The following is a 23,100-nucleotide window of genomic DNA, read 5'->3' on the forward strand; positions in this document are numbered from 1 at the left end:
CTGCCCGCCGTCGACCGCCGCCGGTCCGATGCCGCCGGCTGCCCCGGTCAGTGCGGGGTGAACACGGCGCGCAGGCATTCCTCGGGGCGATCCCGGAACAGCGCGTACCCCTCGACCGCCCGCTCCAGCGGGAAGTGATGGGTGGCCAGGTGCTCGGTGCGCAGCTCGTCGCGGGCCATCCGGTCCAGCAGCATCGGGATGTGCCGTTGACCCTGCTGGCGCCCCCCGCGCACGGTCAGTCCCTTCTGGACAGCCGCACCGACGGGGAACGCGTCGACGAGGCGGGCGCCGCCGTTGAGGACGAAGACGCTGCCGCCCTTGCGGCAGGCGTACACCGCTTCCCGGACGGCCTCGGGCGCACGGGCGCGCCCGGCGAACCGGTCGGCGAGCGACCGGTGTTCCCCGGCGGGGCCGCCGACCGCCTCGACGCAGACGTCCGGCCCCCGCCCGCCGCTGAGCTCCCGCAGCTCCGCCGCCACATCGGTGTGCCGCAGGTCGAGGGTCTCGGCGCTGGTGTGCTGGCGCGCCATCAGCAGCCGGGTGGGATGCCGGTCGACGACGACCACCCGGCCGGCGCCCAGCAGCCAGGCCGCCCGGGCGGCCAGTTGGCCGACCGCGCCCGCCCCCCACACCGCCACCACGTCACCGGGGCGGACCTGCCCACCCTCGGCTCCCAGCCAGCCGGCCGGGGCGGCGTCCGAGGCGAACAGGGCACGGTCGTCGCCGACCGCCTCGGGCACCGTGAACGCCCCGACGTCGGCGTACGGCACCCGCACGTACTCGGCGTGGCTGCCGGCGAAGCCGCCCGCGGCCCGGGGCTGGCCGAAGCCGCCCGCCACCGGATGACCCCACTCCGCCTCGCTCACCGCCGGCTCGGTGCTGCCGTTGTCACAGCACGAGGGCAACCCCTGCCGGCAGTACCAGCAGGCACCGCAGGCCACCGAGGCACAGACCACCACCCGGTCGCCGACCCGGTGCCGGCGTACCGCCGCACCCGTCTCGACCACGTCGCCGAGGAACTCGTGGCCGAGCACGTCACCGGCGGCCAGGCCGGGTGCCTGCCCGGCGAGCAGCGGCAGGTCGGCGCCGCAGGTGGCGCTGCGCCGGACCCGGACGATCACGTCGTGGTCGTTGCGCAGCTCCGGATCGGGCACCTGACGTACGGACAGGTCACCGCCCGAGGTCCAGCAGAGCGCCCTCATCGCGGTGGCCGATCGGTCGGCGGCGGGGGTGTTCCGGCCGGCGGCACCGCGCGGCGATCGCCGGGCGGGCGGTCGGCACGGAGCAGTTCACCGGCCTCGGTGAGCTGCTTGACCTGCCACAACGTCCGGCGTACCAGCAGTGCGGGGTCGTCGCCCAGCAGGTGGGCGGCGAGTCCGGGCCAGGCGGCGTGGGGCAGCGGCCGGGCAGCCAGTTCGGTGCCCCGCCCGCCCGGCGCCCGCCGCAGTGCCACTTCGACGGCGCCGTCGAGGCGGCGCAGCGGCTCCGGCCAGGCACCCTCGGGCAGCACCTCCGGCGGCGACCGGTCGACCGTGACCACCTGCCAACGTCCCGGACGACCGCCGGCCGGGGCGCTCCGCCGGCGGCCGGCGGACCACCGGCGGCCGACGGCGGCCCGCGCGCTGCGCACCGTGGCCGCGCCGAGGGCGCCGGTCACCGCGAACACCGTCCCCACCGGTCCCACCCGTACCTCCGGATCTCGTGCCCAGCCCAGCGCCACCGTCCCCGGCAGCCGGGTGAACCCGGCTCCCCCGGAAGGGGTGAAGCGTCGCGGGTGGGGTAACCGCCCGCCGCAGGACCGGGGGAGGAGGTACGCGTCCGTGGGGGTGGGCCGGATGCCGGATGACCGCAGCACCGTCCGGGCCGACGCGGCGGTCCATACGCCGGCCGGCCCGCCCCTGCTGGCGTCCCGGCTGGCGCCCGCCGTGCTGCCCGAGCCGGTGGTCCTGCGGCCCCGGCTGGCGCGGTTGCTCGATGACGCGGTGGCCCGCCCGGTCACCCTGGTCCGGGCGCCCGCGGGGTGGGGCAAGAGCACGTTGCTCGCCTCCTGGCGCCGGGCGTTGCAGGAGGCCGACCCGGACGCCCCGGCACCGGCCTGGGTGTCGATCGAGGTGGGCGACGATCCGGACCGCCTCTGGTCGTACCTCACGGCGGCGCTGCGCTCCGTCGCCGACCCGGACGGGCCGCCGGCGACCGACCGGGCACCGCGTCCGGACGAGCTGGAGATCCTCGCCGCGACGCTCGCCGCCCGGGAACGGCCGGTGGTGCTGCTCGTGGACGACCTGCACCGGATCACCGAACCGGCGGCGCTGGCCGGGCTGGAGTTCCTGCTGCGCCACACGGAGCAGCGGCTGCGCTTGGTGGCGGCCGGGCGGACCGGGCCGCCGCTGGCGCTGCACCGGCTGCGGTTGGCCGGGGAGTTGACCGAGATCGGCCCCGACGAGCTGGCCTTCACCGGCGACGAGATCGCCGACCTGCTCACCGCGCACGGGGTGGCGGTGCCGGCCGTCGCCGTCCGCCGGCTGCAGCGGCGTACCGCGGGCTGGGCGGCGGCGCTGCGGATCGCCGCGCTCGCCCTACGTGACCAGCCGGACCCGGAGCGCTGGATCACGCAGCTCGGCGGTGACCAGCCGGAGATCGCCGGCTACCTGCGCGAGGAGTTGCTCGGCGGGGTGGAGCCGGCCGACCGCGAGCTGCTGCGTCGCGCGGCGGTCGTCGACACGGTCTGCGCCGATCTCGCCGCCGCGCTCAGCGGTGACGCGGACGCCGAGGGCCGCCTGAGCGGTCTCGCGGAGGGTGCCGGCCTGCTCCGCCACGACGGCGGCCAGCCGGTCTGGTACCGGTGCCACCCGCTCCTCGCCGACCTGCTGCGCCGCGAGCTGGGCCGGCTGCCGGCCGGGGAACTGCGCGACCTGCACCTGCGCGCGGCCCGGTGGTATGCCGGCAACGGCCGCCCGGCCGATGCGCTACGGCATGCGCTCGCCGGTGGCGACTGGACGGACGCCGCCGACCTGTTCGTCGCCCGCTGGCCGGAACTGGTGCCCTACGACGGGACGGCCCGTACCGGCCCGGCGCCCGCGCCGCCCCCGGCGGAGGCGGTGGCCCGCGATCCCGAACTCGCGCTTGCCTGCGCCGCCGAGCGGGCACTCGACGGTGACGCCGACGGTGCCGAGGCGTACCTGCGACTGGCCACCGGGCACGCCGGGAGGCTGCCGCAGCCGCGCCGGTCCCGGTTCGGGCGGCTGGCCACCGCGGTCGAGCTCACCCTGGCCCGGCTGGCCGGCGACCACGAGGCCGTACGCTCCGCCGCCGCCCGCCTGCTCGCCACCCGCCCGGGTGGGCACCCGGCCGGCGTACCCGCGACGACCCAGCTGTCGGCGGACCCCTTGGGGAACCAGGTGTCGGCGGGCCAGGTGTCGGTTGACCCGGTGTCGGCGGATCCGATGCCGGGGCGGGGGTCGGTGGCGGGCCGGGGTCCGGCGGACGCCGTGACGGGCAGAGATGCGGACGCGGTGGCGGACCGGGGTCCGGCGGGCGCGGTGGCGGGCCGGGGTCCGGGGGGCGCGGTGGCGGTCGGGGCGGGGCGGGGCGACGTTGCGGGGGACGCGGACGTGCGGGCGGTGGCCGGCACCGCGCTGGCCCTGCTCGACCTGGACGCCGGTGACCTGTCCGGGGCGGCGACCGGCTTCGCGGTGGCGTTGGCGGCGGCCCGGGAGGCGGGACGTCCGCGCACCGAGCTGGTCTGTGCCAGCCGATGGTCCCTGCTCGCGGCGCTGCGCGGGGAGCTGCGGGCGGCCGAGGAGGCGGCCCGGGCGGCGTTGGCCCTGCCGCCCTGTCAGGGCTGGTCGGCGCGGGTCGACTGCGGGTACGCGTACCTGGCGCTGGCCGTCGTGGCGCTGCACCGGGACCAGCCGGCGGAGGCCGAGGCGAACCTGGCCCTGGCCGCACCGGCGGGCGGTGAACCGGCGGCCGGTGCGCTGGCCGCCTGGTGCCGGGCGTACCTGCGCTACGACGAGGGGGATCTGAGCGCCGGCCACCGGCTGCTGGTGGAGGCCCGGGACGGGTGGGGTGGTCGCGCCGGTGAGCTGGGGTCGTGGCTGCTCGCCGCCGAGCTGGACCTGCACAGCGCCCGGGGCGACCTGCAGACGGCCCGGGAACTGGCCGGTGACCGGCCCGCCGAGGCGGTGACCCGGTCGGCGGTCCCGCTGGCCGAGGCGGAGACCGGATCGGCGGTCCCGCTGGCCGTCGCGGCGGCCCGGGTCGAGCTGCGAGCCGGTGATCCACGCGCCGCCGCGCACCTGCTGCCGGACTGGACGGCAGCGCCGACGGCCGACTGGCCGCTGCCGGTACGCCTCGACGCCGCGCTGCTCGCCGCGTTGCTCGCCGCGCGGGGCGGTGACCACCGCCGGGCCGGTCGGACGCTGGAGCAGGCGCTCGACCTCGCCGCCCCGGACGGCTACCGCCGCCCGTTCATCCGGGCCGAGCCGGGGCTGCGGGACCTGCTCGCCGCCCACCTCGACTCCGGTACGGCCCACTGGTCGCTCGTGAGTGACCTGGTCCGTGCCGTCGACGTGTCGACCGGCGCCCGTGCCGACGGCGACCGGGCGGCGGTGGCGCCCCTGGACGAGCCGCTCACCGAGCGGGAGCTGACGATCCTGCGGTACCTGCAGAGCATCCTGTCCAACGTGGAGATCGCCGCCGAGCTGTCGGTCTCGGTCAACACGGTCAAGACCCACGTCCGCAACATCTACCGCAAGCTCGACGCCACCCGCCGCCGCGACGCCGTCCGCCGCGCCCGCCAACTCCACCTAATCTGACCCACCCCACCCCACCCCACCCCACCCCACCCGCCCACCCTGCCCCCTCGGGCTCCCCGCCCTCCCGCGTTGATCATGAAGTTGTTGTCGCGACACGCCGGGCGGGGTGACAACAACTTCATGATCAACGATGGGTCGGGGTGGGGAGGGAGGGGAGGGTGGGAGGGGTGGGGGTGGGTCAGGGGGTGGCGGCGGTGTCTACGGCGGTGAGGAGGGTGGGTAGGCCGAAGTCGGCGGTGTGGGGGACGCCGTTGACGAAGAGGGTGGGGGTGGCGTCCACGCCGCTGCGGATGGCGCCGACGAAGTCGTGCCGGATCCGGTCACCGTAGGCGTGCCGCCCGATCTCCGCCTCCACCTCGTCGACGGGCAGGCCGAGCTGCTCGATACCGAGCGTCAGGTGCACCGGATCCAGCTGGTCCTGGTGTTCGTAGAGCCAGTCGTGCATCTCCCAGAACCGGCCCCGTCGGCCGGCGGCCTCGGCGGCCTCGGCGGCCCGCTCCGCGTACGGGTGGATGTTCGCGATCGGGAAGTGGCGGTAGACGTGACGGACCGTGTCGGCGCGCTGCCGCAGCACCTCACGCAGGTTCGCGTGGGCGAGGCCGCAGAAGGGGCACTGGAAGTCGCCGTACTCGACGATCGTCACCGGCGCGCCCTCCGGGCCGCGGGCGTGGTCGTACTCCGTGACGGGCGTGCGGAGCCGGGCAGTGACCTGCAGGGGCGTGGTCAGCCGATCGGTCATACCCACCAGCCTCGTACCCGGCCGGGTGAGCGCGGCTCACCCGGCCCGGGTGAGCCTTGGCACGGGCCGGCTCGGCGCGCTCGGCTCAGCTCAGCACCGGGGCGACCGCGATGTGGTTCTGCACCTCGCGGATGCCCGGCGCGGACCAGACCACCCGTTCCACCTCGGCACGCTCGGGCATCGAGTGCACCAGCCCGCCCAGCAGCACCGTGTCGCCGTGTATGCGTACCGTCACCTGCTCCGCGTCGGTGGCGCGGTTGCGGGCCAGGGCGTCGACGATGCGCCGGCCCAGGGCGGCGCCGTCCGGGCGTACCGAGGGCCGGACGGTGATGCCGTTGCTGACCCCCCGTACGCCGTTCAGCCGGCCGACCGCCTGCTCGGCGGCGCGGCGCTGGTACTCCCACTCGACCTCGCCGTGCAGGGTGACCCAGCCCTGCGAGACCGTCACGTCGAGTTCGTCGACCGGCACGAACGCCTGCCACTGCAGGGCGTGTTCGACCGCGGCCGCGATCTCCGGGTCGGTCCGTTCCGCGCCGGTGACCAGCCGCACCGCGAGGTCGTTGGCCACCGCCCGTACCTGGGCGACCCGGTGCGCGGCCCGTTCCGCGGCCCACTTCTTGGCGTAGCTGTCCACCCGTCCGGTCAGCGTCACCACGCCCTCGGCGACGCTCACCCCGATCTCGTGCGGCTGCACCCGGGGCTCCCAGTCGATTTCGTCGAGCACCGCGGACCGGATGTCCTGGTCGGTGCGGTTGATCGTGGAGATGCTGGCCATGGTCGCTCCCTCCTCGCCAGGCAGCCGGCACTGTCCACCGGGCCGCGAGCGGCCCGGCGTCCAGCCCCGCCGGCACCGAGCCTGGCGCTCCCCCGGGTGACCCCACCTCACCCAGATCGAACGACCCCACCCCCCGTCCCGCCCACCTCCACCTTCACACCGTTGATCATGAAGTTAGCGGGCGATTTAGAGATCAAACCGCCCGCTAACTTCATGATCAACGGAGAAAGGGGCAACGGAGAAGGGACAACGGAGAAAGGGTGGCCCCGTTCGACCGGGTGGTCGGACGGGGCCGTGGGGTGGGGGTCAGGTGGCGGGGTTGGTGGGCTCGGCGGGGGAGTCCGGCTGCTCCACGTCGACGAACTCGATGTCCTCCAGGGCCTGGTCGCGGCTGCCGGCGGCCCGCGCGGCGGTGCCGGCCGCCCAACCGACCGCGGCGCCGACCAGGGCCGCGCCGATCAGCAATGCCCACGGCAGCGCCGGGCGGCGACCGGCGAGTGCGTCAAGGGCCTGGCTGGCCCGATGACGGGCCTCCTCGGCGGCCGACTCCACCAGGTCACCGGCCTCGTCGGCGAGCCCGGCGGAGCTGTGGCGAGCGGTGCGGGCGGTGTCGCGGATGCTGTCGCCCGCGCTGTTCACCGCCGAGACGAGATGTTGCCACGCCTGGTCCGCGATCCGCTCCGGCTTGCTGCGGCGCTCCAGCAGGTTGGTTCCGAACATGGTGGTTCCCTCCTCGACAGTGCCGAAGCCGGTGCGCACATCAGACGTCGGCGGCTTTGCCCGGCGTGGCGTTGGCCAATGGAGGCTGTGCCCACCCCGGCTCCGCCGCAAACCACCGGCCCGGACGACGCTTGATCAGTGGTCAGCGGGGCACGACCGCGACGACGGTCGCCCGGGCGAAGTCGTCGTCGTCATCGTCGTCGTCATCGTCTCCGCCACCGAACCCGCAGGCCAGCATGACGGCGAGCAGGGCACTGACGCCGGCCAGCGCGGCGAGCCTACGGAGCATGTGTCGTCCTCTCGTCGTACGGTTGTCCGTGATGTTAGGCACACCGTGCCCACGATCGCTCGCCGAGCCCGGCCGACGGGCAGGCCGGGAGCAGGAAGACATGGGGACGGGGTCGCGCCGGCCCGCTACGCTGGTTCGGCGACGTCGGCGGCAGCCGAACGTCGGGTGATAAGGCAGCTAAAGTGCGGATAAGGGCGAATTGGCGCGTCCGGATCCGCGAATTGCTCATCCCGAGGGGTGGCGACCGAGGCCGTCGGAGGAATACTCTCGGTCGCGGCCCGCGTACTGATGAGGCGCCCGTCGTACGGGCGAGTGGAGGTGCTCGCGTGAGCCTGTCGATCCTGCAGACGGTTCGACCCGGTGGTGTCATCGAGATCGCCCCTCGGGGCGAGATCGACGTCGACACCGCGTACGAGGTGAAAGAGGCCATCGCCGAGGTGCTGGCCAAGGGGCGTCCCGCCCGGATCGAGCTGAACATGCGGCTGGTCACCTTCATCGACTCGGTGGGCATCAGCGCGATGGTCGCCGGCTTCCAGACCGCCGAGGTCAGCGGCGTGAAGCTGGTCGTCACCGAGCCGAGTCGGTTCGTGCACCGGCAGCTCTGGGTGACCGGCCTGCTCGGCCTCTTCGGCGCGCCCGAGCCGTACTATGCCGGCGCCGCCACGGCCCCCGAGGTCCTCCCCGGCGCCTAGCTTGATCTTCAACCTCAGGAGATTGAAGATCAAGCCAGTGCCGGTCAGTCCGCGTCGAGACCGGCCAGGTCGGCGTCGGTCACCTCGGTGACCGCCCGGACCGCGGTCACCGACGCGTAGCCGTCGGCGAGTAGGGCCAGGTCCGTGCCGGGCCGCAGGGCCTCGCCCGGCTCCTCCAAGGCGGTACGCACGAAGCCGTGCCCGGATTCGGCGACGGTCATCTGCACCTGGCCGAAGGTGGCCAGGGTGCCTCGGCGTACGCCCCGCAGCCGGGCGAACGGAAGATCCGGCGAGTTGACGTTGAGCACGCTCTCCGTGGGCCCGGCGGTGAGCCGGGGAAGCAGGTCCAGGGCGACCTGGGCCGCGGTGGCCCAGTGCCGGTCGGCGTCGTGCACCAGGGCGGCGGCGGCCACCGCGGCGCCCCCGCTGGCCGCGGTGGCCGCACCGGCCGAGAGCACGTCCAGCGACACCGCCATCGCCCGGCAGCCGTTGGCGGCGGCGGTGAAGGCGGCGCCCACGGTGCCGGAGTGCAGCACCGCGCGCCCCGCGTTGGCGCCCCGGTTGATGCCGGAGAGCAGTACGGACGGCGGTGGCCCGAACGCGCCGTGCACGGCGATGAGCGCGATGAAACCGGGCGAGCCGCCGACGCCGAAGGCCGGCACCCCGTCGAGCCCGGGCAGCGGGTGTTCGCGGACCACCACCTGCCCGTCCTGCTCCACCGCGCTCATCGCGGCGCTGGTGCCGCTCGCCTCCTCCAGCGGTGCGGCCACCACCACGTCCAGCCCTCGATCGACCGCCGCCCGGGCCAGTGCCTGGATGCCGGGCGCGGCGATCCCGTCGTCATTGGTGATCAACACCCGCAGCGTCATCGGCCGCCCACCCGCTGGGCCAGCTCCTCGGGGGTGGTGCGCTCCTGCGGGCGGCTGCCCGCCGGCTCCAGCCGGACCCGGTCGACCAGGCCGGTGATCGAGTCGAGCCGGCCGGTGCCCAGCCCGTGTCGGGTGACGTTCAACGCACCCGCTGCCGCGCCGGTGCGGATCGCCGTGCGTACGTCGCCACCCCGGGCCACCACAGCGGCCACGCCGGCGGTCATCGAGTCGCCCGCGCCCCGCGGGTCGGCCGCCTCCAGCCGTGGCATCCGCACCTCGAACACCTCGCCGTCGACCAGCGCCAACGCCGGCTTGTCGGCCCGGCTGACCACCGCGTTCTGGGCGCCGGCGGCGTGCAGGTCGTACAACGCGCGGGTGAGTTCCTCCTCGTCGTCGCCGGATGCCCGGCCGTCGGCGAGCAGCTCCTCGTGGCTGATCTTGAGGAAGAAGACCCCGCTTTCCAGGACGGCGGTGAGGTGCTCGCCGCAGAGGTCCACCACCACCCGGCCGCCGTTGGCGCCGACGTCGGCGGCGAAGCGCCGGTAGAGGTCGGCGGGGACCAGCGACGGGTGGTTCGGCCCGCTCAACACGCTCACCGGCGAACGCAACCCCTCGCCGAGCGCCAGGTTGTACAGCTCGTCGAGCTCGTGCCGGCTCAACGGCTGGCCGGTCACGTCGACGACCTCCCGCCGGGTGCCCTCGCGGCGGTCGTGCACGTAGCCGCCGCTGCCACCGGAATCGCGGGCCACCACCCTCAGGTCGACGCCCTCGCTGATCAGCAACGGCTCCAGCACCTGCCCGACCTCGCCGCCGAGCGCCGTGCAGAGCACCACGTCCACGCCGAGCGACAGCACCATCCGAGCCTGCCAGACCCCCTGCCCGCCGGGGTGCAGATGCAGTTCCGGCGCGTCGTTCGGCTGGTCGATCGTGACGGTCAACAGCGGGGTCGGTGCGAAGACCATGACGGGGCCGCTCATGTCTGTTCCTCCCGCTCGCGGTGGAATGTCCGCTTCATCGGACGACGGTAACCGTCCGGACGCACCGGCGCGCGCCGAGGGAAACGGTGCCCTGCGGGCGAGGGCGGGAAACCCGGCGCGCCGGGTGGACCGCCCGCTGGACGGCCCACCCGGCGCGGGGTGAAGTGTCAGTACACCGACAGGTGAACGTGGTTGGTGTGGTCGCTGGACGGGTCGCCCCGGGCGCCGCTGTACGCCTTCCAGCCGCTGCTGGGCAGCCAGATCTGCCTGTACCAGATCACGTAGAGCACGGCGAGCCGGTCGGCGTTGTTCACGAAGTACGCCGCCAGGTTGTTGCCGTACGTCCGGTCGCCGCCGGTCGCGTCCCCGCCGAAGCCGTTCTTCTGGGCCGCGAAGTCGCAGGCCCGGCCCTTCGGGTGCTCGCCCGAGCCGCCGGAGCGGAAGCAGGAGACGTAGCGGGTGAAGCCGGCTGCCTTGGCCTGGTTCAGGGCGTGCAGGGTGCGCGGGGTGATGCAGCCGTTGGCCGGCGTGGGGTCGTTGACGCTGCACGACTCCGCCGGAAACGAGCCGTCCGAGTTGCGGGGCGCGGGCTTGGCCGACGGGCTGGACCCGCCGCTGCGCGACGGTGCGCTGTTCGCCCGTTCGGCGGCGGCCCGCTCGGCCGCCGCTGCCCGTTCCGCCGCCTCGTCCCGTTCGATGGAGACGGTCAACGCCCGCTCGGCCTGGTCCTTGCGCTTGGCCATCACGGCCACCTGCTTGCGCTGTTCCTGGACCTCGATGTCCAGGGCCTGCTTGGTCCGGTCGACCTCGTCGCGGGTGTCCTGGAGTGCGCGCAGTGCACGGTCCTCGTTGGCGGCCACCGCGTCCAACGCCGCCGCCCGATCCATGAAGCCGGCCGGAGAACCGCTGTTGAGCAGCGCCGACGCGGCGCCCAGCCGCCCGGTGCGGTACGCCTGGGCGGCGATCTCGGCGACCTTGTCGCTGCGCTCGGTGAGCTGGCCCTCGGTCGCCGTGAGCTGCTCGGCGAGCTGCTTCTGACGCTTGACCGAGCGGTCCAGGGCCGCCTTGGCGTCGAGGTAGCCCTTGCTGGCGGCCTCCAGTTGGGCCCGGAGTGCCGGGGTGCCGCCCTCGTCGTCCACGTCGTCGGGGGCCGCCGCGCGCAGTCCCGGCGCAGCCGCAGCCGCGGCGGCGGGGGCGAAGGGGGCGAGCGCGACGCCCAGGGCGAGGGCGAGCGCGCCGGCGATCAGGGCCGCCATCCGGGCGGCCGGTCTCACGGTTGCCACTGCTGGCATGCACATGTCCTTCCGTCAGCCGCCGACCGGGTTAGCTGACGGGTTCGGGACGGAAGATCCCTACCGCTGACGCGGATGCACCCCAGGAACATGGTTCCCCGGTTCGCCCTGGCGGGCGATTAGGCGGCGGCCGCCGCCGGCACCGGTGGGCGCCGCCTGGCGGAGGCCGGGTCCGAGCCTACCGGTGCTGATGTGACCGGTGCAGCTGGTGTGACTCCTGGTGTTGGTTACCTGACTAGTAAACCAGACAAAAGCCAACAATAGGTCCCTTTTCTCAGGGCTGTCCCGTTACCACTCGACCGCCCCACAGTTCCCGCTGCTCGCTCGGGGCTCGATCTGCAGGGTGGCGTGCTCGATCTGGAAGTCCTCGTGCAGTGCCGCCCGGGCCGCCGCCAGCACGACGGCCACGTCGGCGCCGGAGGTGAGAGTCAGGTGGGCCGAGGCCACCTCCATGCCGGAGGTGAGCGTCCAGACGTGCAGGTCATGGACGCCGGCGACGCCGGGCACCGCGACCAGCCGATCGTGCACCGCGGTGACCTGGAGGTGCTCCGGGGCGGCCTGCACCAGGATGCGCACCGCCGCCCGGCCCAGGCGCCACGTCCGGGGCAGGATGAACGTGGCGATCGCGACCGCCACCAGCGGGTCGGCCCACCACCAGCCGGTCACGGTGATCAGCAGGGCGGCCGCGATCACGCCGAGTGAGCCGAGCAGGTCCGCGAGCACCTCAAGGTACGCCCCGCGCAGGTTGATGCTCTCCCGCGCGCCGGGCCGCAGCAGCGCGAACGCGGCCACGTTGGCGAGCAGGCCGAGCCCCGCCACCACCAGCACCGGGCCGGCGAGCACCTCGGGCGGGTCGCCGAACCGGCGTACCGCCTCGACCAGCACGTACACCGCGACCCCGGAGAGCAGCACGGCGTTGGCCAGCGCGGCGAGCACCTCCAGCCGGTACAGCCCGAAGGTGCGCTGCGGGTCGGTGTCGGCGCGGCGGGTGGCGGCGATGGCGGCGAGCGCCATCCCGATGCCCAACACGTCGGTGAACATGTGCCCGGCGTCGGAGAGCAGGGCCAGCGAACCGGTCCGCAGGGCGGTCACCGCCTCGACCACCATCAGGGTGCTGAGCAGGGCGAACGCCGCCCACAGCCGGCCGGAGTGGCGGTGTGCGGCGTTCGACACCGCAGCGTGGTGGTGGTCATGACCCGCGCCCACCCAGACACCTTCCGCCCTGCACCGGGTCGAGGTCCGATCTATGCCAACATCGCTATGTCTGCAACCGTCAGACCTCGGGCCGCACCGCCGGCTCGATCGTGGTCAGCCGTTGGGTGGCCCGGGAGAGCGCGACGTAGAGAGTACGGACACCGGAGCCCGGCTCCGCCCGGATCTCGCCCGGGGAAACCAGCACCACCCCGTCGTACTCCATGCCCTTGGCCTCCAGGCTGGTCACCACCTGGAGGCGCTCCCCGCCGAGCCCGCCGAGCCAGGCCGCGACCTCGTCCCGACGCGGCACCGGAGTGATCACTCCGACGGTGCCCTCGACCTCCCCGAGCAGGGCGCTGGCGGCGGTCACGACCGTGGCCGCCAGCTCCTGCGCCGGCACCACGAGCTGGATCGGCTCGATCCCGGTGGAGCGGACCGCGGTGGGCAGGGCGAGATCCGGGTACGCCCGGCGGATCTCGGCCGCCGCCACCGCGAAGATCTCGGCCGAGTTGCGGTAGTTGGTGGTAAGGGTGAACCGGTGCCGCCGACGGCGCCCCAGCGCCTGGTCGCGGGCCCGGGTCAGCTCCTGCGGATCGCCCGTCCACGCGGTCTGCGCCGGGTCACCCACCACCGTCCAGGAGGCCAACCGCCCGCGCCGGCCGATCATCCGCCACTGCATCGGCGAGACGTCCTGCGACTCGTCGACCACGACGTGCGCGTAGTCGCGGTAGTCCTCGGGACGCTCCCGGGCCGCCTGCCGGGCCGCCCGCTGCCGGTCGGCGAAGGTGCTCAGCTCGCGTACCCCGCCGGCCAGCCGGAACGGATCCCGCTTGGCGCGGGCGGGGCGCACCGGCTTGCCGAGCAGTGCGTCCAACTCGTCGAGCAGCGCGATGTCGGCGATGCTGGGCCCGCTGACAACCAGCTCCCGGTACGCCTGCCCGAGCAGCCGGATCTCGGCGCCGGAGAGGAGGCCGCCGGCGTACCGGCGCAGCCGCTGCGGATCGGCCAGCCAGGCGAGCACGTGTCGCGGATGCAGCCGTGGCCACCATGCCTTGAGGAAGTCGCGGAAGTCCGTCCGGTCGATCAGCTCGTCCTCGAAGGCCCGCTGCTCCGGCAGCCCGGCGATGCCCAGCCGGCGGGCCTGCGCCCAGAGCGCGGCGAGCACGCCGTCGAAGCCGGCCCGGCGGACCTCGTTGCGCCGGGCGCCCCGGGGCAGCGCCCGGTCCCGGATGGCGTCCAACTCGGCCCGCTCCAGCCGCAGCAGTTGGCCCCGGTACAGCAGGCGCAGCTCGGTCGGCGAGTCGGGCACCCCGTCCCGGGCGGCGCGTTCGAGCACCCGCCGCATCCGCAGCGAACCCTTGACGGCCGCCACCTCCGGCGGGTCGGTGCGGGTGGCGGTCAGCCCGGGGAAGAGCGTGCCGAGCGAGTGCAGGGTGGCGGCGTCCTCGCCCAGCGACGGCAGCACCGAGGCGATGTACTCGACGAAGACCGAGGACGGGCCGATCACCAGGATGCCGCCGCCGGCGTACCGGCTGCGGTCGGCATAGAGCAGGTACGCCGCGCGATGCAGCGCCACCGCCGTCTTGCCGGTGCCCGGCCCGCCGGAGACCAGGGTGATCCCGGACGCGGGGGAACGGATCGCCTCGTCCTGCTCGCGCTGGATGGTCGCCACGATGTCGCGCATGCCGCGACCGGTGGTGCGGGACAGGGTGGCCAGCAGCGCGCCGTCGCCGACCACCGGCATGTCCGCCGGCGCGGCGTCCGGGTCGAGCAGGTCGTCCTCGATCCGGGTGACCCGCTCACCGCTGGACTGGATCGTCCGGCGCCGGATCACGCCGAGCGGCTCCGCGGGGGTCGCCCGGTAGAAGGCGGCGGCGGCCGGTGCCCGCCAGTCGACCACCAGCGTCGTGGCGTCCTCGTCGCGGATGCCGAGCCGCCCGACGTAGAGGGTCTGCCCGTCGCGCAGGTCGAGCCGGCCGAAGACCAGTCCCTCGTACTCGGCGTCGAGCAGGTGGCGTCGCTGCGCGGCGTGGAAGACCATCGCGTCGCGTTCGACCAGCGCACCGAAGTTGCCGACCCGGGCGAGCCGGTAGCCCTCCTGCTCCGCGTTGACCGCCCAGCGGCGTAGCTCGGCCAGTCGCGCGTACACCCGGTCGAGATGCCGTTGCTCGGCGGCGATCTCCTGATCCAGGGTGCTCTGATCCACCGCTCGCTCTCCTCGTGACGCCGCCCGGCCAACCGCACGAGATTACGCCCCACGCCGCAACTGCCAGGAAAGGGCACCGGTCAGGGCCGGGCGGGGATGCGGGTGGCGGTGACGTCGAGGACCCGGCGCAGCACGCCGGCGACGGCGGCGTTGACCTCGTCGGGGCGCTCCATCATCAGCATGTGCCCGGCCCCGGGGCAGACGGTCAGCTCGGTGGCCGGCAGGACGGCGGCGATCGACTCCGCGCACGGCGGCGGAGTGAGCCGGTCCCGGTCGCCGACCAGGGCCGCGGCCGGCAGGTGGGCCAGCGCGGCGAGTGTCGCCAGGCGGTGCTGGGTGCCGATGGAGGCCCGGAAGCCGCCGATCGACCGCAGTGAGGCACGGGCCACGGCCGAGGTCACCAGCCGGATGTCGGTCGGGTCGCAACGGTCGCCGAAGAGCATCCAGCGGATGCTCGGCCGCAGGGCGCGCAGCAGGGTCTGGGGCGGGCGCCAGGCACCGCAGCGGGCCAGCACCCCGGCGCCGGCGGTCTCGGCCAGCCGGATGATCCGGGCGATCCGGGGCGACAGCCCGTAGACGGTGTGGGTGTGCCCCTCGGCGGTGGTGGAGACGAAGACCAGCCCGGCCGTACGCCGGGAGAAGTGTCCGGGATGGCGGTGCGCGTACTCCATGATCGTCATGCCGCCCATGGAGTGGCCGACCAGCACCACCGGGCCGGTGGGCGCCACCGCGTCCAGCACCGCGGCCAGGTCGTCGCCGAGCTGGGCCAGGGTGGCCGTGGGCAGTGTCATGCAGCTGGACCGGCCGTGCCCGCGCGCGTCGTAGGTGAGCACCCGGACCGACCCGAACGTCTCCCGGAGGGCGGCGACCTGCCGGTGCCAGCTGCGTCCGTCCAGCGTCCAGCCGTGCAGCAGTACCGCGGTGACCTCGGCGTCGGCCGGTCCGGTGGCTTCCACGTGCAGGCTGACGTCGTCGCCCAGCCGTACCTCGATCGGCTCCGGCATCGCCACCTCCCCATGGCCCGCGCGGATGCGTAACACCGGGGATACCCGGTGGTAACACGGGCTACCCGTCATGACACCACGCGAACCGGTGCGGTGAGAAGATCTCGGCAACCGGCTCCGCGCCGACGGCGCTGCGGTCAGGCTGGGAACATGGCAGTGTCGCGGGCCGTACCCGCCGGCTCGGTGCCCGCTGGCTCGGTGCCCGGCGGCCGGGCGCGTGGGGGTACGCCCCGCGCGGCCCTGGCCGCGCTGCTCGCCGGCAACCGGCGCTTCGTCAGCGGCCAGCCGGTGCACGGGCACGACGTGACGGCGGCGGCCGCGAGCGCCTCCGGCGACCAGCAGCCGTACGCCGTCCTGCTGGGCTGCATCGACTCGCGGGTGCCGCTGGAGGCGATCTTCGACCAGACCTTCGGCTCGATCTGCGTGATCCGCACCGGTGCCCATGTGCTGGACCGGGCGGTGCTCGGCTCGATCGAGTACGTGGTCGAGGCGCTGGGCGTACCGCTGGTGATGGTGCTGGGACACGAGCGCTGCGGCGCGGTGGAGGCGACGGTCGAGGCGCTGCGCTCCGGGCGGCGACCGGAGGGTGCGCTGGCCCACCTGGTCGACCGGATCGCGCCTGCGGTGACCGAGGTGGGGGTGGACGACCCGCAGGTGCGGCCCCTGGCGATCCGCCGTCACGTCGCCCGCACGGTCGCCACGCTGCGCGCCGACCCGCTGCTGGCGGAGCCGGTCGACGCCGGCCGGGTCGCGGTCACCGGCGCCCTCTACGACCTCGCCACCGGCGAGGTCGCCCTCCTCGACCCGCCGTGACGCGCGCCCGGTGGGGACGACGAACGCCCGCCGGGTGCGACCCGGCGGGCGTTCACAGGCGGTGCGGGGAGGGGATCAGCCCTCGAAGACGCCGGCCTCGACCAGGCGCTTCTCGGTGGCGTCCCAGCCGTCACCCGGGTGGGTGGCGTTGAGGCCGTTGATCTCCGCCCGGATCTTGGCGGCGTGGCCGGCGGCGGCCAGCACCCGGATCTCCTCGACGAAGGCCTCGGAGTCGGTGCGCAGGTGCGCCGTCTTGCCGTTGGTCAGGTTCCGCACGTAGGCGTGCTTGCCGCCGTTGAGCGGGATGAGGTACTTGAACTCGCCCAGCACGCTGAGGGCGCCACCCTGGCCAGCCTGGCCGGCCCGGACTGACGCGCGCGCGGTCTTAGAGGTGTTGCTCGCCACGGAGGTACTCCTTGCAAGACGTACGGAGGACGAAACGTCCGGGGGCTGGTGCGGGCGGCACCGGATGGGTGAGACCCGCAGAGGCTTACGCGGCACAGGCCGCCGATGGAACTGTACACGACCCACGATCCCGGCTGGTCATCGCGGGCGTCAGGAGGTGGAACGGCAGTCACCTGTCCGGGTATTCCGGCCGGCGGATTTCTCGATTCCCTGGCGCACCATCCGTCACACCAGTCATCATGTGTTCCAGCAACGCACCCGGCTCGGGCGAGGTCGTAGGGGAAGACGCACCTCGCACTCCGGGAGGTCACCGTGCCAACGCGTGGCGTCGTATACGTCCACTCGACCCCGCTCGCCGTGTGCTCACACGTCGAGTGGGCGATCGCGCGCGTCCTCGCCGCGCCGGTCGATTTGCAGTGGACGGCCCAGCCCGTCGATCCCGGCGCCCGGCGCGCCGAGTGCGGGTGGTCCGGCCGCCCGGGAACGGGCGCCGAGCTGGCCGCTGCCCTCCGGCAGTGGCCCATGATCCGTTTCGAGGTCACCGAGGAGCCCAGTCCGGGCGCCGACGGCGAGCGCTTCATGTACGTCCCGGGCCGGGGGTTGTTCCGGGCGACCGTGGGCGCCGCCGGGGACATCCAGCTCGGCGAGGACCGGTTGCGCAGCATCATGGCCGGCGCGCGGGCACCCGAGGCCCTCGCGCACGCCCTGGACAAGGCGCTCGGCACCGCGTGGGACGCCGAGCTGGAGCCGTACCGCTACGCCGGTGACGGCGCGCCGGTGACGCTGCTCACCCGGGTGGGCTGAGTGCCAGCGCCGCGGGCCGCCCCGACCTAGGTCGAGTTGCCCCGATACGCGGCGAGCTGGTGGGATGGTCCGCGTGTCGACTACCCCTCGGCGTGTCGCCGCCGCGTTCGTCCTCGTGACCACGCTGCTCGTCGCCGGCTGCTCCGGGCCCGGGCAGCGACCCGGGGCGAGCCCCACCTCGGCCCCGGTCACGGAGCCCGCGCCGCCGTCGAGCGCCCCGCCGGCAGACCCGGCCACCCTGGCCGCCGCCCTCGTCGCCGAACTCGCCGACGAGGACCTGGTCGGCCAGGTGCTGATGCCGTACGCGTACGGCGACCAGGCGACGAAGGTCTCGGCCGGCTCGGCGGCCGGCAACCGGGCCCTGGGCGGGGTGGACACGCCGGCCGAGATGATCGAGAAGTACCGGCTCGGCGGGCTGATCCTGGTGGGCTTCAGCGCGGACGATCCGACCCGGGGCAACCAGGAGACCACCAACGTCGACAACCCGAAGCAGGTCCGGAAGCTGACCACCGGGCTGCGCGAGGCCGCCGGGAAGCTGCCCGCCGGTGCCGCGCCCTTCCTGATCGGCACCGACCAGGAGTACGGGATCGTCACCCGGATCACCGACGGGGTCACCATGCTGCCCAGTGCGCTCGGCGCCGGGGCCGCGAATGATCCGGCGCTGACCGAGGCCGCCTGGCGTGCCGCCGGCACCGAGCTGGCCGCCATGGGCGTCAACGTCGACTTCGCGCCGGTGGCCGACGTGCTGGTCACCCGCAGCACCGTGATCGGGAGCCGGTCGTTCGGCGCGGACCCGCAGCGGGCGGGCGAGCAGGTTGGCGGCGCGGTACGCGGGCTGCAGACCGCCGGGGTCGCGGCCACTCTCAAGCACTTCCCGGGCCACGGCCACAGCGCCGCCGACTCGCACAAGGACCTGCCGGTGCTCGGCCAGCCCCGCGGCCGGCTGGCCACCGAGGCCTGGCCGCCGTTCACCGCCGGCATCGAGGCCGGCGCACTGGCCGTGATGTCCGCCCACCTGGACGTGCGCTCGGTCGACCCGGGGGTGGCCGCGACCTTCTCGTACAAGCTGCTCACCGAGGTGCTGCGGGGGGAACTCGGCTTCCAGGGTGTAGTGATCACCGACGGGATGAACATGCCACCGGCCCGTCGCTGGGGCCCCGGCGAGGCGGCGGTCCGCGCGTTGAAGGCCGGCAACGACCTGATCCTCATGCCCCCGCACGTCGGGCAGGCGTACGACGGGCTGCTGACGGCGCTGCGGGACGGCTCGCTGCCCCGCGGCCGGCTGGTGGAGGCGGCCACCCGCGTGCTGACCATGAAGTTCACCCTGGCCGACGGGCCCGTGCCGGAGCTGTCCACGCTGGGCGCCCCGGCCCACCGCGAGGCGGCCCGCGCCCTGGCCGCCGCCGCGGTCACCATGCTGCGCGGCAACTGCGACACCGCCGGGATCCGCGGCCCGGTCACGGTCACCTCCTCGGCCGGGCGGGCGCACACCCGGGCGGCGTTGACCGAGGCACTGACCTCGGCCGGGGTGAAGGTGGTGCCCAGCGGTGGCACGGTCATCCACCTGGTCGGGTACGGCGACGGCGCCGACGATCTGCGGGCCGGCGCGGCCGTCACCGTCGCCATGGACACCCCGTACGTGCTGGCCAGGGCGACGTCGCCGACCCTGCTGGCCACCTACTCGTCGAGCCGGGTCTCGATGGCGGCGCTCGCCGACGTGCTCGCCGGCAAGGCCCGCCCGCAGGGACGCGCCCCGGTCACGGTGACCGGGCTGCCCGCCACCACCTGCGACAGCTGACGCCCCGGCCGGTCGCGGGCCGGCATGTCGCCAGCGGGCATGGTGTCGCGGGTCGGCCGGGTGTCGCGGCCGGGCACGGTGTCGGCGGCGGGCACGGTGTCGCGGGCCGGCCGGGAATGGCGACGGCCCCCTGCCGACGCCGAGGTGCGCCGGCAGGAGGCCGTGCGGTCAGGGCCGCGTGAAGACGAGCGCCACGTTGTGGCCGCCGAAACCGAACGAGTTGTTCAGCGCGGCGGGCACGTCCAGCTGGCGGGGCTTGTTGGCAGCCACGTCCAGGGTGAGGCGGTCGTCGGGGTCGTCCAGGTTGATCGTCGGGGGCACCACGCCGTCGCGGATCGCCAGGATGGTGGCGATCGACTCCAGCGCACCGGCGGCACCGAGCAGGTGACCGGACATGGACTTGGTGGCGGTGAGCACCGGGTGGTCGCCCAGCGCGGTACGCAGCGCGGTGATCTCCGCGAGGTCGCCCACCGGGGTCGACGTGGCGTGCGCGTTGACGTGCACGATGTCGGCCTTCGCGACGTCCGCGTCGGAGATCGCCTTCGCGATGGCCCGGATCGCGCCGGCGCCCTCCGGATGCGGCTGGACGATGTCGTAGCCGTCGGAGGTGATGCCCGCGCCGGCCAGCCGCGCGTACACCCGGGCGCCCCGGGCGGCCGCGTGCTCGGCCCGTTCCAGTACCACGATGCCGGAGCCCTCGCCGAGGACGAAGCCGTCCCGGCCCTTGTCCCACGGCCGGGAGGCCCGCTCCGGGTCGTCGTTGCGGGTCGACATGGCCCGCATCGAGGCGAAACCGGCGATCGGCAGCGGGTGGATCACCGCCTCGGTGCCGCCGGCCACCACCACGTCGGCGCGGCCGGCCCGGATCATGTCCAGCCCCAACGCGATCGCCTCGGCGCCGGTGGCGCAGGCGCTGGCCACCGAGTGCACACCCGCCTGCGCACCGAGCTCCAGGCCCACCCAGGCGGCCGGACCGTTGGGCATCAGCATGGGCACGGTGTGCGGGGAGACCCGCCGCGGGCCGGACGCCTCCAGGATGTCGTCCTGAGCGAGCAGGGTGACCGCGCCGCCGATGCCGGAACCGATGCTGACCCCCAGCCGCTCCCCGTCCAACCCGGCGTCGGCCAGCCCGGCGTCGGCCCAGGCCTGGTGGGCAGCGATCAGGGCGATCGCCTCGGAGCGGTCCAGCCGGCGCAGCTTCACCCGGTCCAGCAGGGTGGCCGGCTCCACCGCCAGCTCGGCGGCGATCCGGACCGGCAGTTGCCCGGCCCACTCCTGGGTGAGCGCACCCACCCCGGAGCGGCCGGCGAGCATGGCGTCCCAGGTCGACGCGACGTCCCCGCCCAGCGGGGTGGTCGCGCCGAGCCCGGTGACGACGACGTCGATGCGACTCATGATCAGGACTGCGCCTCGATGTAGCTCACGGCGTCCCCGACGGTCTTGAGGTTCTGCACCTCGTTGTCCGGGATCTTGACGCCGAACTTCTCCTCGGCCGCCACCACGACCTCCACCATGGAGAGCGAGTCGACGTCCAGGTCGTCGGTGAAGGACTTCCCCTCGGCCACGTCGTCCGGGTTCACCCCGGCAACCTCTTCGAGGATCTCGGCGAGGCCGGCGGTGATCTCGTCACGGGTCATTGCGGTGGGTTCCTCTCATCGGGTTTCTCGACGGGGCGGCGACGCCACCCGTCGCTCCTCGGCGCCGCGCGCCGCGGGGGTATCAGGGGCAACGGACGACCTGACCGGCGTAGGTCAGGCCGCCGCCGAAGCCGAACAGCAGCACCGGGGCGCCCGAGGGCACCTCGCGGCGCTCGACCAGCTTGGACAGCGCCAGCGGGATGCTGGCCGCGGAGGTGTTGCCGGACTCGACGATGTCCTTGGCGACGATCGCCTGCGGGATGTTCAGCCGCTTGGCGATGCCGTCGATGATCCGGGCGTTGGCCTGGTGCGGCACGAACGCGGCCAGCTCGGACGGGTCGACGCCGGCCCGTTCACACGCCTGCAGGGCCAGCGGTGCCAGCGCCGTGGTGGCCCAGCGGAACACCGCCTGGCCCTCCTGGGCGATGTACGGCCGCCAACCCTCGATGCGTACCGCGTCGCCGCGCTCCGGCACCGAACCCCACACCACCGGACCGACGCCGGACGGCTCGCCCTCGGCGGCCGCGGTGACCACGGCGGCACCCGCGCCGTCACCGAAGATGATGCAGGTGGAGCGGTCGGTCCAGTCGGTGAACTCGGACAGCTTCTCCGCGCCGATCACCAGGGCGTTGCGCGACGCACCGGCCCGGATCGCGTGGTCCACGGTGCCCAGCGCGTACGCGAAGCCGGAGCAGGCGGTGTTGACGTCGTACGCCCCGGGGGCGGTGATGCCCAGCTTGGCGGCGACCCGGCAGGCGACGTTGGGGCTGCGGTCGACCGAGGTGCAGGTGGCGACCACGACCAGGTCGATGTCGGTGGCGGTCAGGCCCGAGTTGGCCAGCGCCTTGTCGGCGGCGGCCGCGGCCATGTCGGCGACCGTCTCGTCACCGGCGACCCGCCGGGACGCGATGCCGACCCGGTCGCGGATCCACTCGTCGCTGGTCTCCACCAGCTGGGCGATCTCGTCGTTGGTCACCACCCGCGACGGCTGGTAGTGCCCCAGGGACAAGATCCGGCTGCCCGTCATGACGGGGCCTCCCCACCATCGGTCTCGTCACGAGACGTGTTCGGACTGTTGTCGGTGACTCGTTCTCCGCCGGTCGCCGGGCCGTGCCGGGCGATCAGGTCGCGGGCGGCGGGCAGGTCGTCCGGGGTGTTCAGGGTGACGATCTCCGGCGCGCCCGCGCCCTTGAGTTCGCGCTTGACCAGCCCGGCGAGCGTGCCGGCGGGCGGCAGCTCGATCACGCCGGTCACGCCGAGGCTGGCGAGCGTGGCCATGCAGAGATCCCAGCGGACCGGGGCGGTGACCTGGCGGACCAGCCGCTGGAGCAGCTCCCCGCCGCTGCCGATCGCCGTGCCGTCGAGGTTGGACAGCAGGATCCGGGCCGGGTCGCCGGGGGTGATCGTGGCGGCTGCCGTGGCCAGTGCCACCTCCGCCGGGGCCATGTACGGGGTGTGGAACGCGCCGGCCACCTGGAGCCGGATGACCCGGGCCCGGGGCGGTGGCTCGGCGGCGAGCTTCTCCAGCCCGGCGACCGCGCCGGCGGCGACGATCTGGCCGGCGCCGTTGCGGTTGGCGACGTGCAGCCCGTGTCCACTGATCGCGGCGACCACCTCGTCCGGGTCGCCGCCGAGCACGGCGACCATGCCGGTCGGCTCCAGCGCGCAGGCGGCGGCCATCTCCCGGCCGCGTACGCCGGCGAGGGTGATCGCGGCCTCCGCCGGCAGCGCACCGGCCAGTGCCCCGGCGCCCAGTTCGCCGACGCTGTGCCCGGCGACCAGCGCGACGTCGTGCACCGGCAGGTGCTCGGCGGCGAGCAGCGACGCGGCGACCAGCAGTGGCTGGGTGCGGGCGGTGTCCCGGACCTCGTCGGCGTCGGCGTCGGTGCCCAGGTGCACCAGGTCGACACCGGCCAGCGCGGACCACGAACGCAGCCGGGTCTCGGCACCGGTCAGGTCGAGCCAGGAGGTCAGGAAGCCGGGTTTCTGGGAACCCTGGCCGGGGCAGAGTACGGCGAGCACGTCTATGACTCTCCTGGATACTCATGGGTTGCGCTGTGCCGGCTGAC

22 protein-coding genes and 1 riboswitch are annotated in these 23,100 nt (G+C 74.4%); of the genes, 5 read left to right on the forward strand and 17 right to left on the reverse strand.

Translation table 11 applies throughout. From position 1 onward, the window contains the following. Positions 1-47: 47 nt before the first annotated feature. Positions 48-1,202: an alcohol dehydrogenase catalytic domain-containing protein gene (locus O7615_RS20960; RefSeq protein ID WP_278179488.1), complete on the reverse strand. Its 1,155-nt coding sequence runs from the start codon at positions 1,200-1,202 to the stop codon at positions 48-50. Beyond that, the gene (locus O7615_RS20965; RefSeq protein ID WP_278179489.1) at positions 1,199-1,675 is read right to left on the reverse strand and encodes a hypothetical protein; all 477 of its coding nucleotides are present in this window, start codon (positions 1,673-1,675) and stop codon (positions 1,199-1,201) included. The genes O7615_RS20960 and O7615_RS20965 overlap by 4 nt, the downstream gene beginning before the upstream one ends. 160 nt (positions 1,676-1,835) lie before the next feature. On the opposite strand from O7615_RS20965, the gene O7615_RS20970 reads away from it, so the two are divergent. Beyond that, complete coding sequence (locus O7615_RS20970) at positions 1,836-4,817, forward strand: LuxR family transcriptional regulator (protein WP_278179490.1); 2,982 nt, start codon at positions 1,836-1,838, stop codon at positions 4,815-4,817. 178 nt (positions 4,818-4,995) lie between these two features. Here O7615_RS20970 and O7615_RS20975 read toward each other — a convergent pair whose 3' ends face one another. The 4 genes from O7615_RS20975 to O7615_RS20990 form a co-directional block, all read right to left on the reverse strand. After that, positions 4,996-5,544 (reverse strand): DsbA family protein, encoded by a 549-nt coding sequence (locus O7615_RS20975; protein WP_278182172.1) that lies wholly within the window; start codon positions 5,542-5,544, stop codon positions 4,996-4,998. 97 nt (positions 5,545-5,641) lie between these two features. Next, a complete protein-coding gene (locus O7615_RS20980) occupies positions 5,642-6,331 on the reverse strand; it encodes a BON domain-containing protein (RefSeq protein ID WP_278179491.1) in 690 nt (229 codons plus the stop codon). Positions 6,332-6,637: 306 nt separating this feature from the next. Then, positions 6,638-7,051, reverse strand: a complete 414-nt coding sequence (locus O7615_RS20985; RefSeq protein ID WP_278179493.1) for a hypothetical protein — start codon at positions 7,049-7,051, stop codon at positions 6,638-6,640. 142 nt (positions 7,052-7,193) lie between these two features. Continuing rightward, on the reverse strand, positions 7,194-7,340 hold the full coding sequence (locus tag O7615_RS20990) for a hypothetical protein (RefSeq protein ID WP_278179494.1): 147 nt from the start codon (positions 7,338-7,340) through the stop codon (positions 7,194-7,196). 326 nt (positions 7,341-7,666) lie between these two features. Here O7615_RS20990 and O7615_RS20995 point away from each other — a divergent pair, with 326 nt between their 5' ends. Then, entirely contained in the window at positions 7,667-8,032 is a 366-nt protein-coding gene (locus O7615_RS20995) for an STAS domain-containing protein (protein ID WP_099850669.1), read from the forward strand. A 44-nt stretch (positions 8,033-8,076) separates the two neighbouring features. Here O7615_RS20995 and O7615_RS21000 read toward each other — a convergent pair whose 3' ends face one another. The 6 genes from O7615_RS21000 to O7615_RS21025 all read right to left on the reverse strand — a co-directional run bounded on the left by O7615_RS21000 (position 8,077) and on the right by O7615_RS21025 (position 15,574). After that, on the reverse strand, positions 8,077-8,901 hold the full coding sequence (locus O7615_RS21000) for a 5'/3'-nucleotidase SurE (RefSeq protein WP_278179495.1): 825 nt from the start codon (positions 8,899-8,901) through the stop codon (positions 8,077-8,079). Then, on the reverse strand, positions 8,898-9,878 hold the full coding sequence (locus O7615_RS21005) for a PfkB family carbohydrate kinase (RefSeq protein WP_278179496.1): 981 nt from the start codon (positions 9,876-9,878) through the stop codon (positions 8,898-8,900). Before O7615_RS21005 ends, O7615_RS21000 begins: the two co-directional genes overlap by 4 nt. Before the next feature lie 167 nt (positions 9,879-10,045). Continuing rightward, on the reverse strand, positions 10,046-11,170 hold the full coding sequence (locus O7615_RS21010) for a hypothetical protein (protein WP_278179497.1): 1,125 nt from the start codon (positions 11,168-11,170) through the stop codon (positions 10,046-10,048). 4 nt (positions 11,171-11,174) lie between these two features. Continuing rightward, positions 11,175-11,306, reverse strand: a riboswitch (cyclic di-AMP (ydaO/yuaA leader). A gap of 152 nt (positions 11,307-11,458) precedes the next feature. Next, positions 11,459-12,376: a cation diffusion facilitator family transporter gene (locus O7615_RS21015; protein WP_278179498.1), complete on the reverse strand. Its 918-nt coding sequence runs from the start codon at positions 12,374-12,376 to the stop codon at positions 11,459-11,461. 67 nt (positions 12,377-12,443) lie between these two features. After that, complete coding sequence (locus O7615_RS21020; RefSeq protein WP_278179499.1) at positions 12,444-14,570, reverse strand: AAA family ATPase; 2,127 nt, start codon at positions 14,568-14,570, stop codon at positions 12,444-12,446. An 80-nt stretch (positions 14,571-14,650) separates the two neighbouring features. Continuing rightward, complete coding sequence (locus tag O7615_RS21025) at positions 14,651-15,574, reverse strand: alpha/beta hydrolase (protein WP_278179501.1); 924 nt, start codon at positions 15,572-15,574, stop codon at positions 14,651-14,653. A 150-nt stretch (positions 15,575-15,724) separates the two neighbouring features. On the opposite strand from O7615_RS21025, the gene O7615_RS21030 reads away from it, so the two are divergent. Beyond that, positions 15,725-16,387 carry a carbonic anhydrase gene (locus tag O7615_RS21030; RefSeq protein ID WP_278179502.1) on the forward strand — a complete coding sequence of 221 codons (663 nt, stop codon included), beginning with the start codon at positions 15,725-15,727 and terminating at the stop codon, positions 16,385-16,387. Between the two features lie 75 nt (positions 16,388-16,462). Here the strand turns inward: O7615_RS21030 and O7615_RS21035 are convergent, their stop codons facing one another. After that, the gene (locus tag O7615_RS21035; RefSeq protein ID WP_278179503.1) at positions 16,463-16,792 is read right to left on the reverse strand and encodes a hypothetical protein; all 330 of its coding nucleotides are present in this window, start codon (positions 16,790-16,792) and stop codon (positions 16,463-16,465) included. A gap of 312 nt (positions 16,793-17,104) precedes the next feature. On the opposite strand from O7615_RS21035, the gene O7615_RS21040 reads away from it, so the two are divergent. Together O7615_RS21040 and O7615_RS21045 are read left to right on the forward strand one after the other, a co-directional pair. Continuing rightward, positions 17,105-17,596 carry a DUF3145 domain-containing protein gene (locus O7615_RS21040; protein ID WP_278179504.1) on the forward strand — a complete coding sequence of 164 codons (492 nt, stop codon included), beginning with the start codon at positions 17,105-17,107 and terminating at the stop codon, positions 17,594-17,596. Positions 17,597-17,660: 64 nt separating this feature from the next. Then, the gene (locus O7615_RS21045; protein WP_278179505.1) at positions 17,661-19,394 is read left to right on the forward strand and encodes a glycoside hydrolase family 3 N-terminal domain-containing protein; all 1,734 of its coding nucleotides are present in this window, start codon (positions 17,661-17,663) and stop codon (positions 19,392-19,394) included. Between the two features lie 168 nt (positions 19,395-19,562). On the opposite strand, the gene fabF is transcribed toward O7615_RS21045, so the two are convergent. From fabF to O7615_RS21065, 4 genes are all read right to left on the reverse strand, one after another. Next, the gene (gene fabF / locus O7615_RS21050) at positions 19,563-20,789 is read right to left on the reverse strand and encodes a beta-ketoacyl-ACP synthase II (RefSeq protein WP_278179506.1); all 1,227 of its coding nucleotides are present in this window, start codon (positions 20,787-20,789) and stop codon (positions 19,563-19,565) included. Positions 20,790-20,791: 2 nt separating this feature from the next. Next, entirely contained in the window at positions 20,792-21,031 is a 240-nt protein-coding gene (locus O7615_RS21055; protein ID WP_007072348.1) for an acyl carrier protein, read from the reverse strand. 82 nt (positions 21,032-21,113) lie between these two features. Next, on the reverse strand, positions 21,114-22,058 hold the full coding sequence (locus tag O7615_RS21060) for a beta-ketoacyl-ACP synthase III (RefSeq protein WP_278179507.1): 945 nt from the start codon (positions 22,056-22,058) through the stop codon (positions 21,114-21,116). Next, positions 22,055-23,053, reverse strand: coding sequence for an ACP S-malonyltransferase (locus O7615_RS21065; RefSeq protein ID WP_347405092.1), 999 nt, complete (start codon positions 23,051-23,053; stop codon positions 22,055-22,057). Before O7615_RS21065 ends, O7615_RS21060 begins: the two co-directional genes overlap by 4 nt. Positions 23,054-23,100: the final 47 nt, after the last annotated feature.

The sequence above is a fragment of the Micromonospora sp. WMMD1082 genome, from assembly GCF_029626175.1.
Classification (GTDB): Bacteria; Actinomycetota; Actinomycetes; order Mycobacteriales; family Micromonosporaceae; genus Micromonospora.

Bases quoted from the DNA above. Each gene is read 5' to 3' on its own strand.
- O7615_RS20960 (WP_278179488.1), bottom strand. From the start codon at position 1,202: ATGAGGGCGCTCTGCTGGACCTCGGGCGGTGACCTGTCCGTACGTCAG.
- O7615_RS21000 (WP_278179495.1), bottom strand. From the start codon at position 8,901: ATGACGCTGCGGGTGTTGATCACCAATGACGACGGGATCGCCGCGCCC.
- O7615_RS21010 (WP_278179497.1), bottom strand. From the start codon at position 11,170: ATGCCAGCAGTGGCAACCGTGAGACCGGCCGCCCGGATGGCGGCCCTG.
- O7615_RS21005 (WP_278179496.1), bottom strand. From the start codon at position 9,878: ATGAGCGGCCCCGTCATGGTCTTCGCACCGACCCCGCTGTTGACCGTC.
- O7615_RS21055 (WP_007072348.1), bottom strand. From the start codon at position 21,031: ATGACCCGTGACGAGATCACCGCCGGCCTCGCCGAGATCCTCGAAGAG.
- O7615_RS20985 (WP_278179493.1), bottom strand. From the start codon at position 7,051: ATGTTCGGAACCAACCTGCTGGAGCGCCGCAGCAAGCCGGAGCGGATC.
- O7615_RS21060 (WP_278179507.1), bottom strand. From the start codon at position 22,058: ATGACGGGCAGCCGGATCTTGTCCCTGGGGCACTACCAGCCGTCGCGG.
- O7615_RS20990 (WP_278179494.1), bottom strand. From the start codon at position 7,340: ATGCTCCGTAGGCTCGCCGCGCTGGCCGGCGTCAGTGCCCTGCTCGCC.
- O7615_RS20970 (WP_278179490.1), top strand. From the start codon at position 1,836: ATGCCGGATGACCGCAGCACCGTCCGGGCCGACGCGGCGGTCCATACG.
- O7615_RS21025 (WP_278179501.1), bottom strand. From the start codon at position 15,574: ATGCCGGAGCCGATCGAGGTACGGCTGGGCGACGACGTCAGCCTGCAC.
- O7615_RS21030 (WP_278179502.1), top strand. From the start codon at position 15,725: ATGGCAGTGTCGCGGGCCGTACCCGCCGGCTCGGTGCCCGCTGGCTCG.
- O7615_RS20980 (WP_278179491.1), bottom strand. From the start codon at position 6,331: ATGGCCAGCATCTCCACGATCAACCGCACCGACCAGGACATCCGGTCC.
- O7615_RS21045 (WP_278179505.1), top strand. From the start codon at position 17,661: ATGGTCCGCGTGTCGACTACCCCTCGGCGTGTCGCCGCCGCGTTCGTC.
- fabF (WP_278179506.1), bottom strand. From the start codon at position 20,789: ATGAGTCGCATCGACGTCGTCGTCACCGGGCTCGGCGCGACCACCCCG.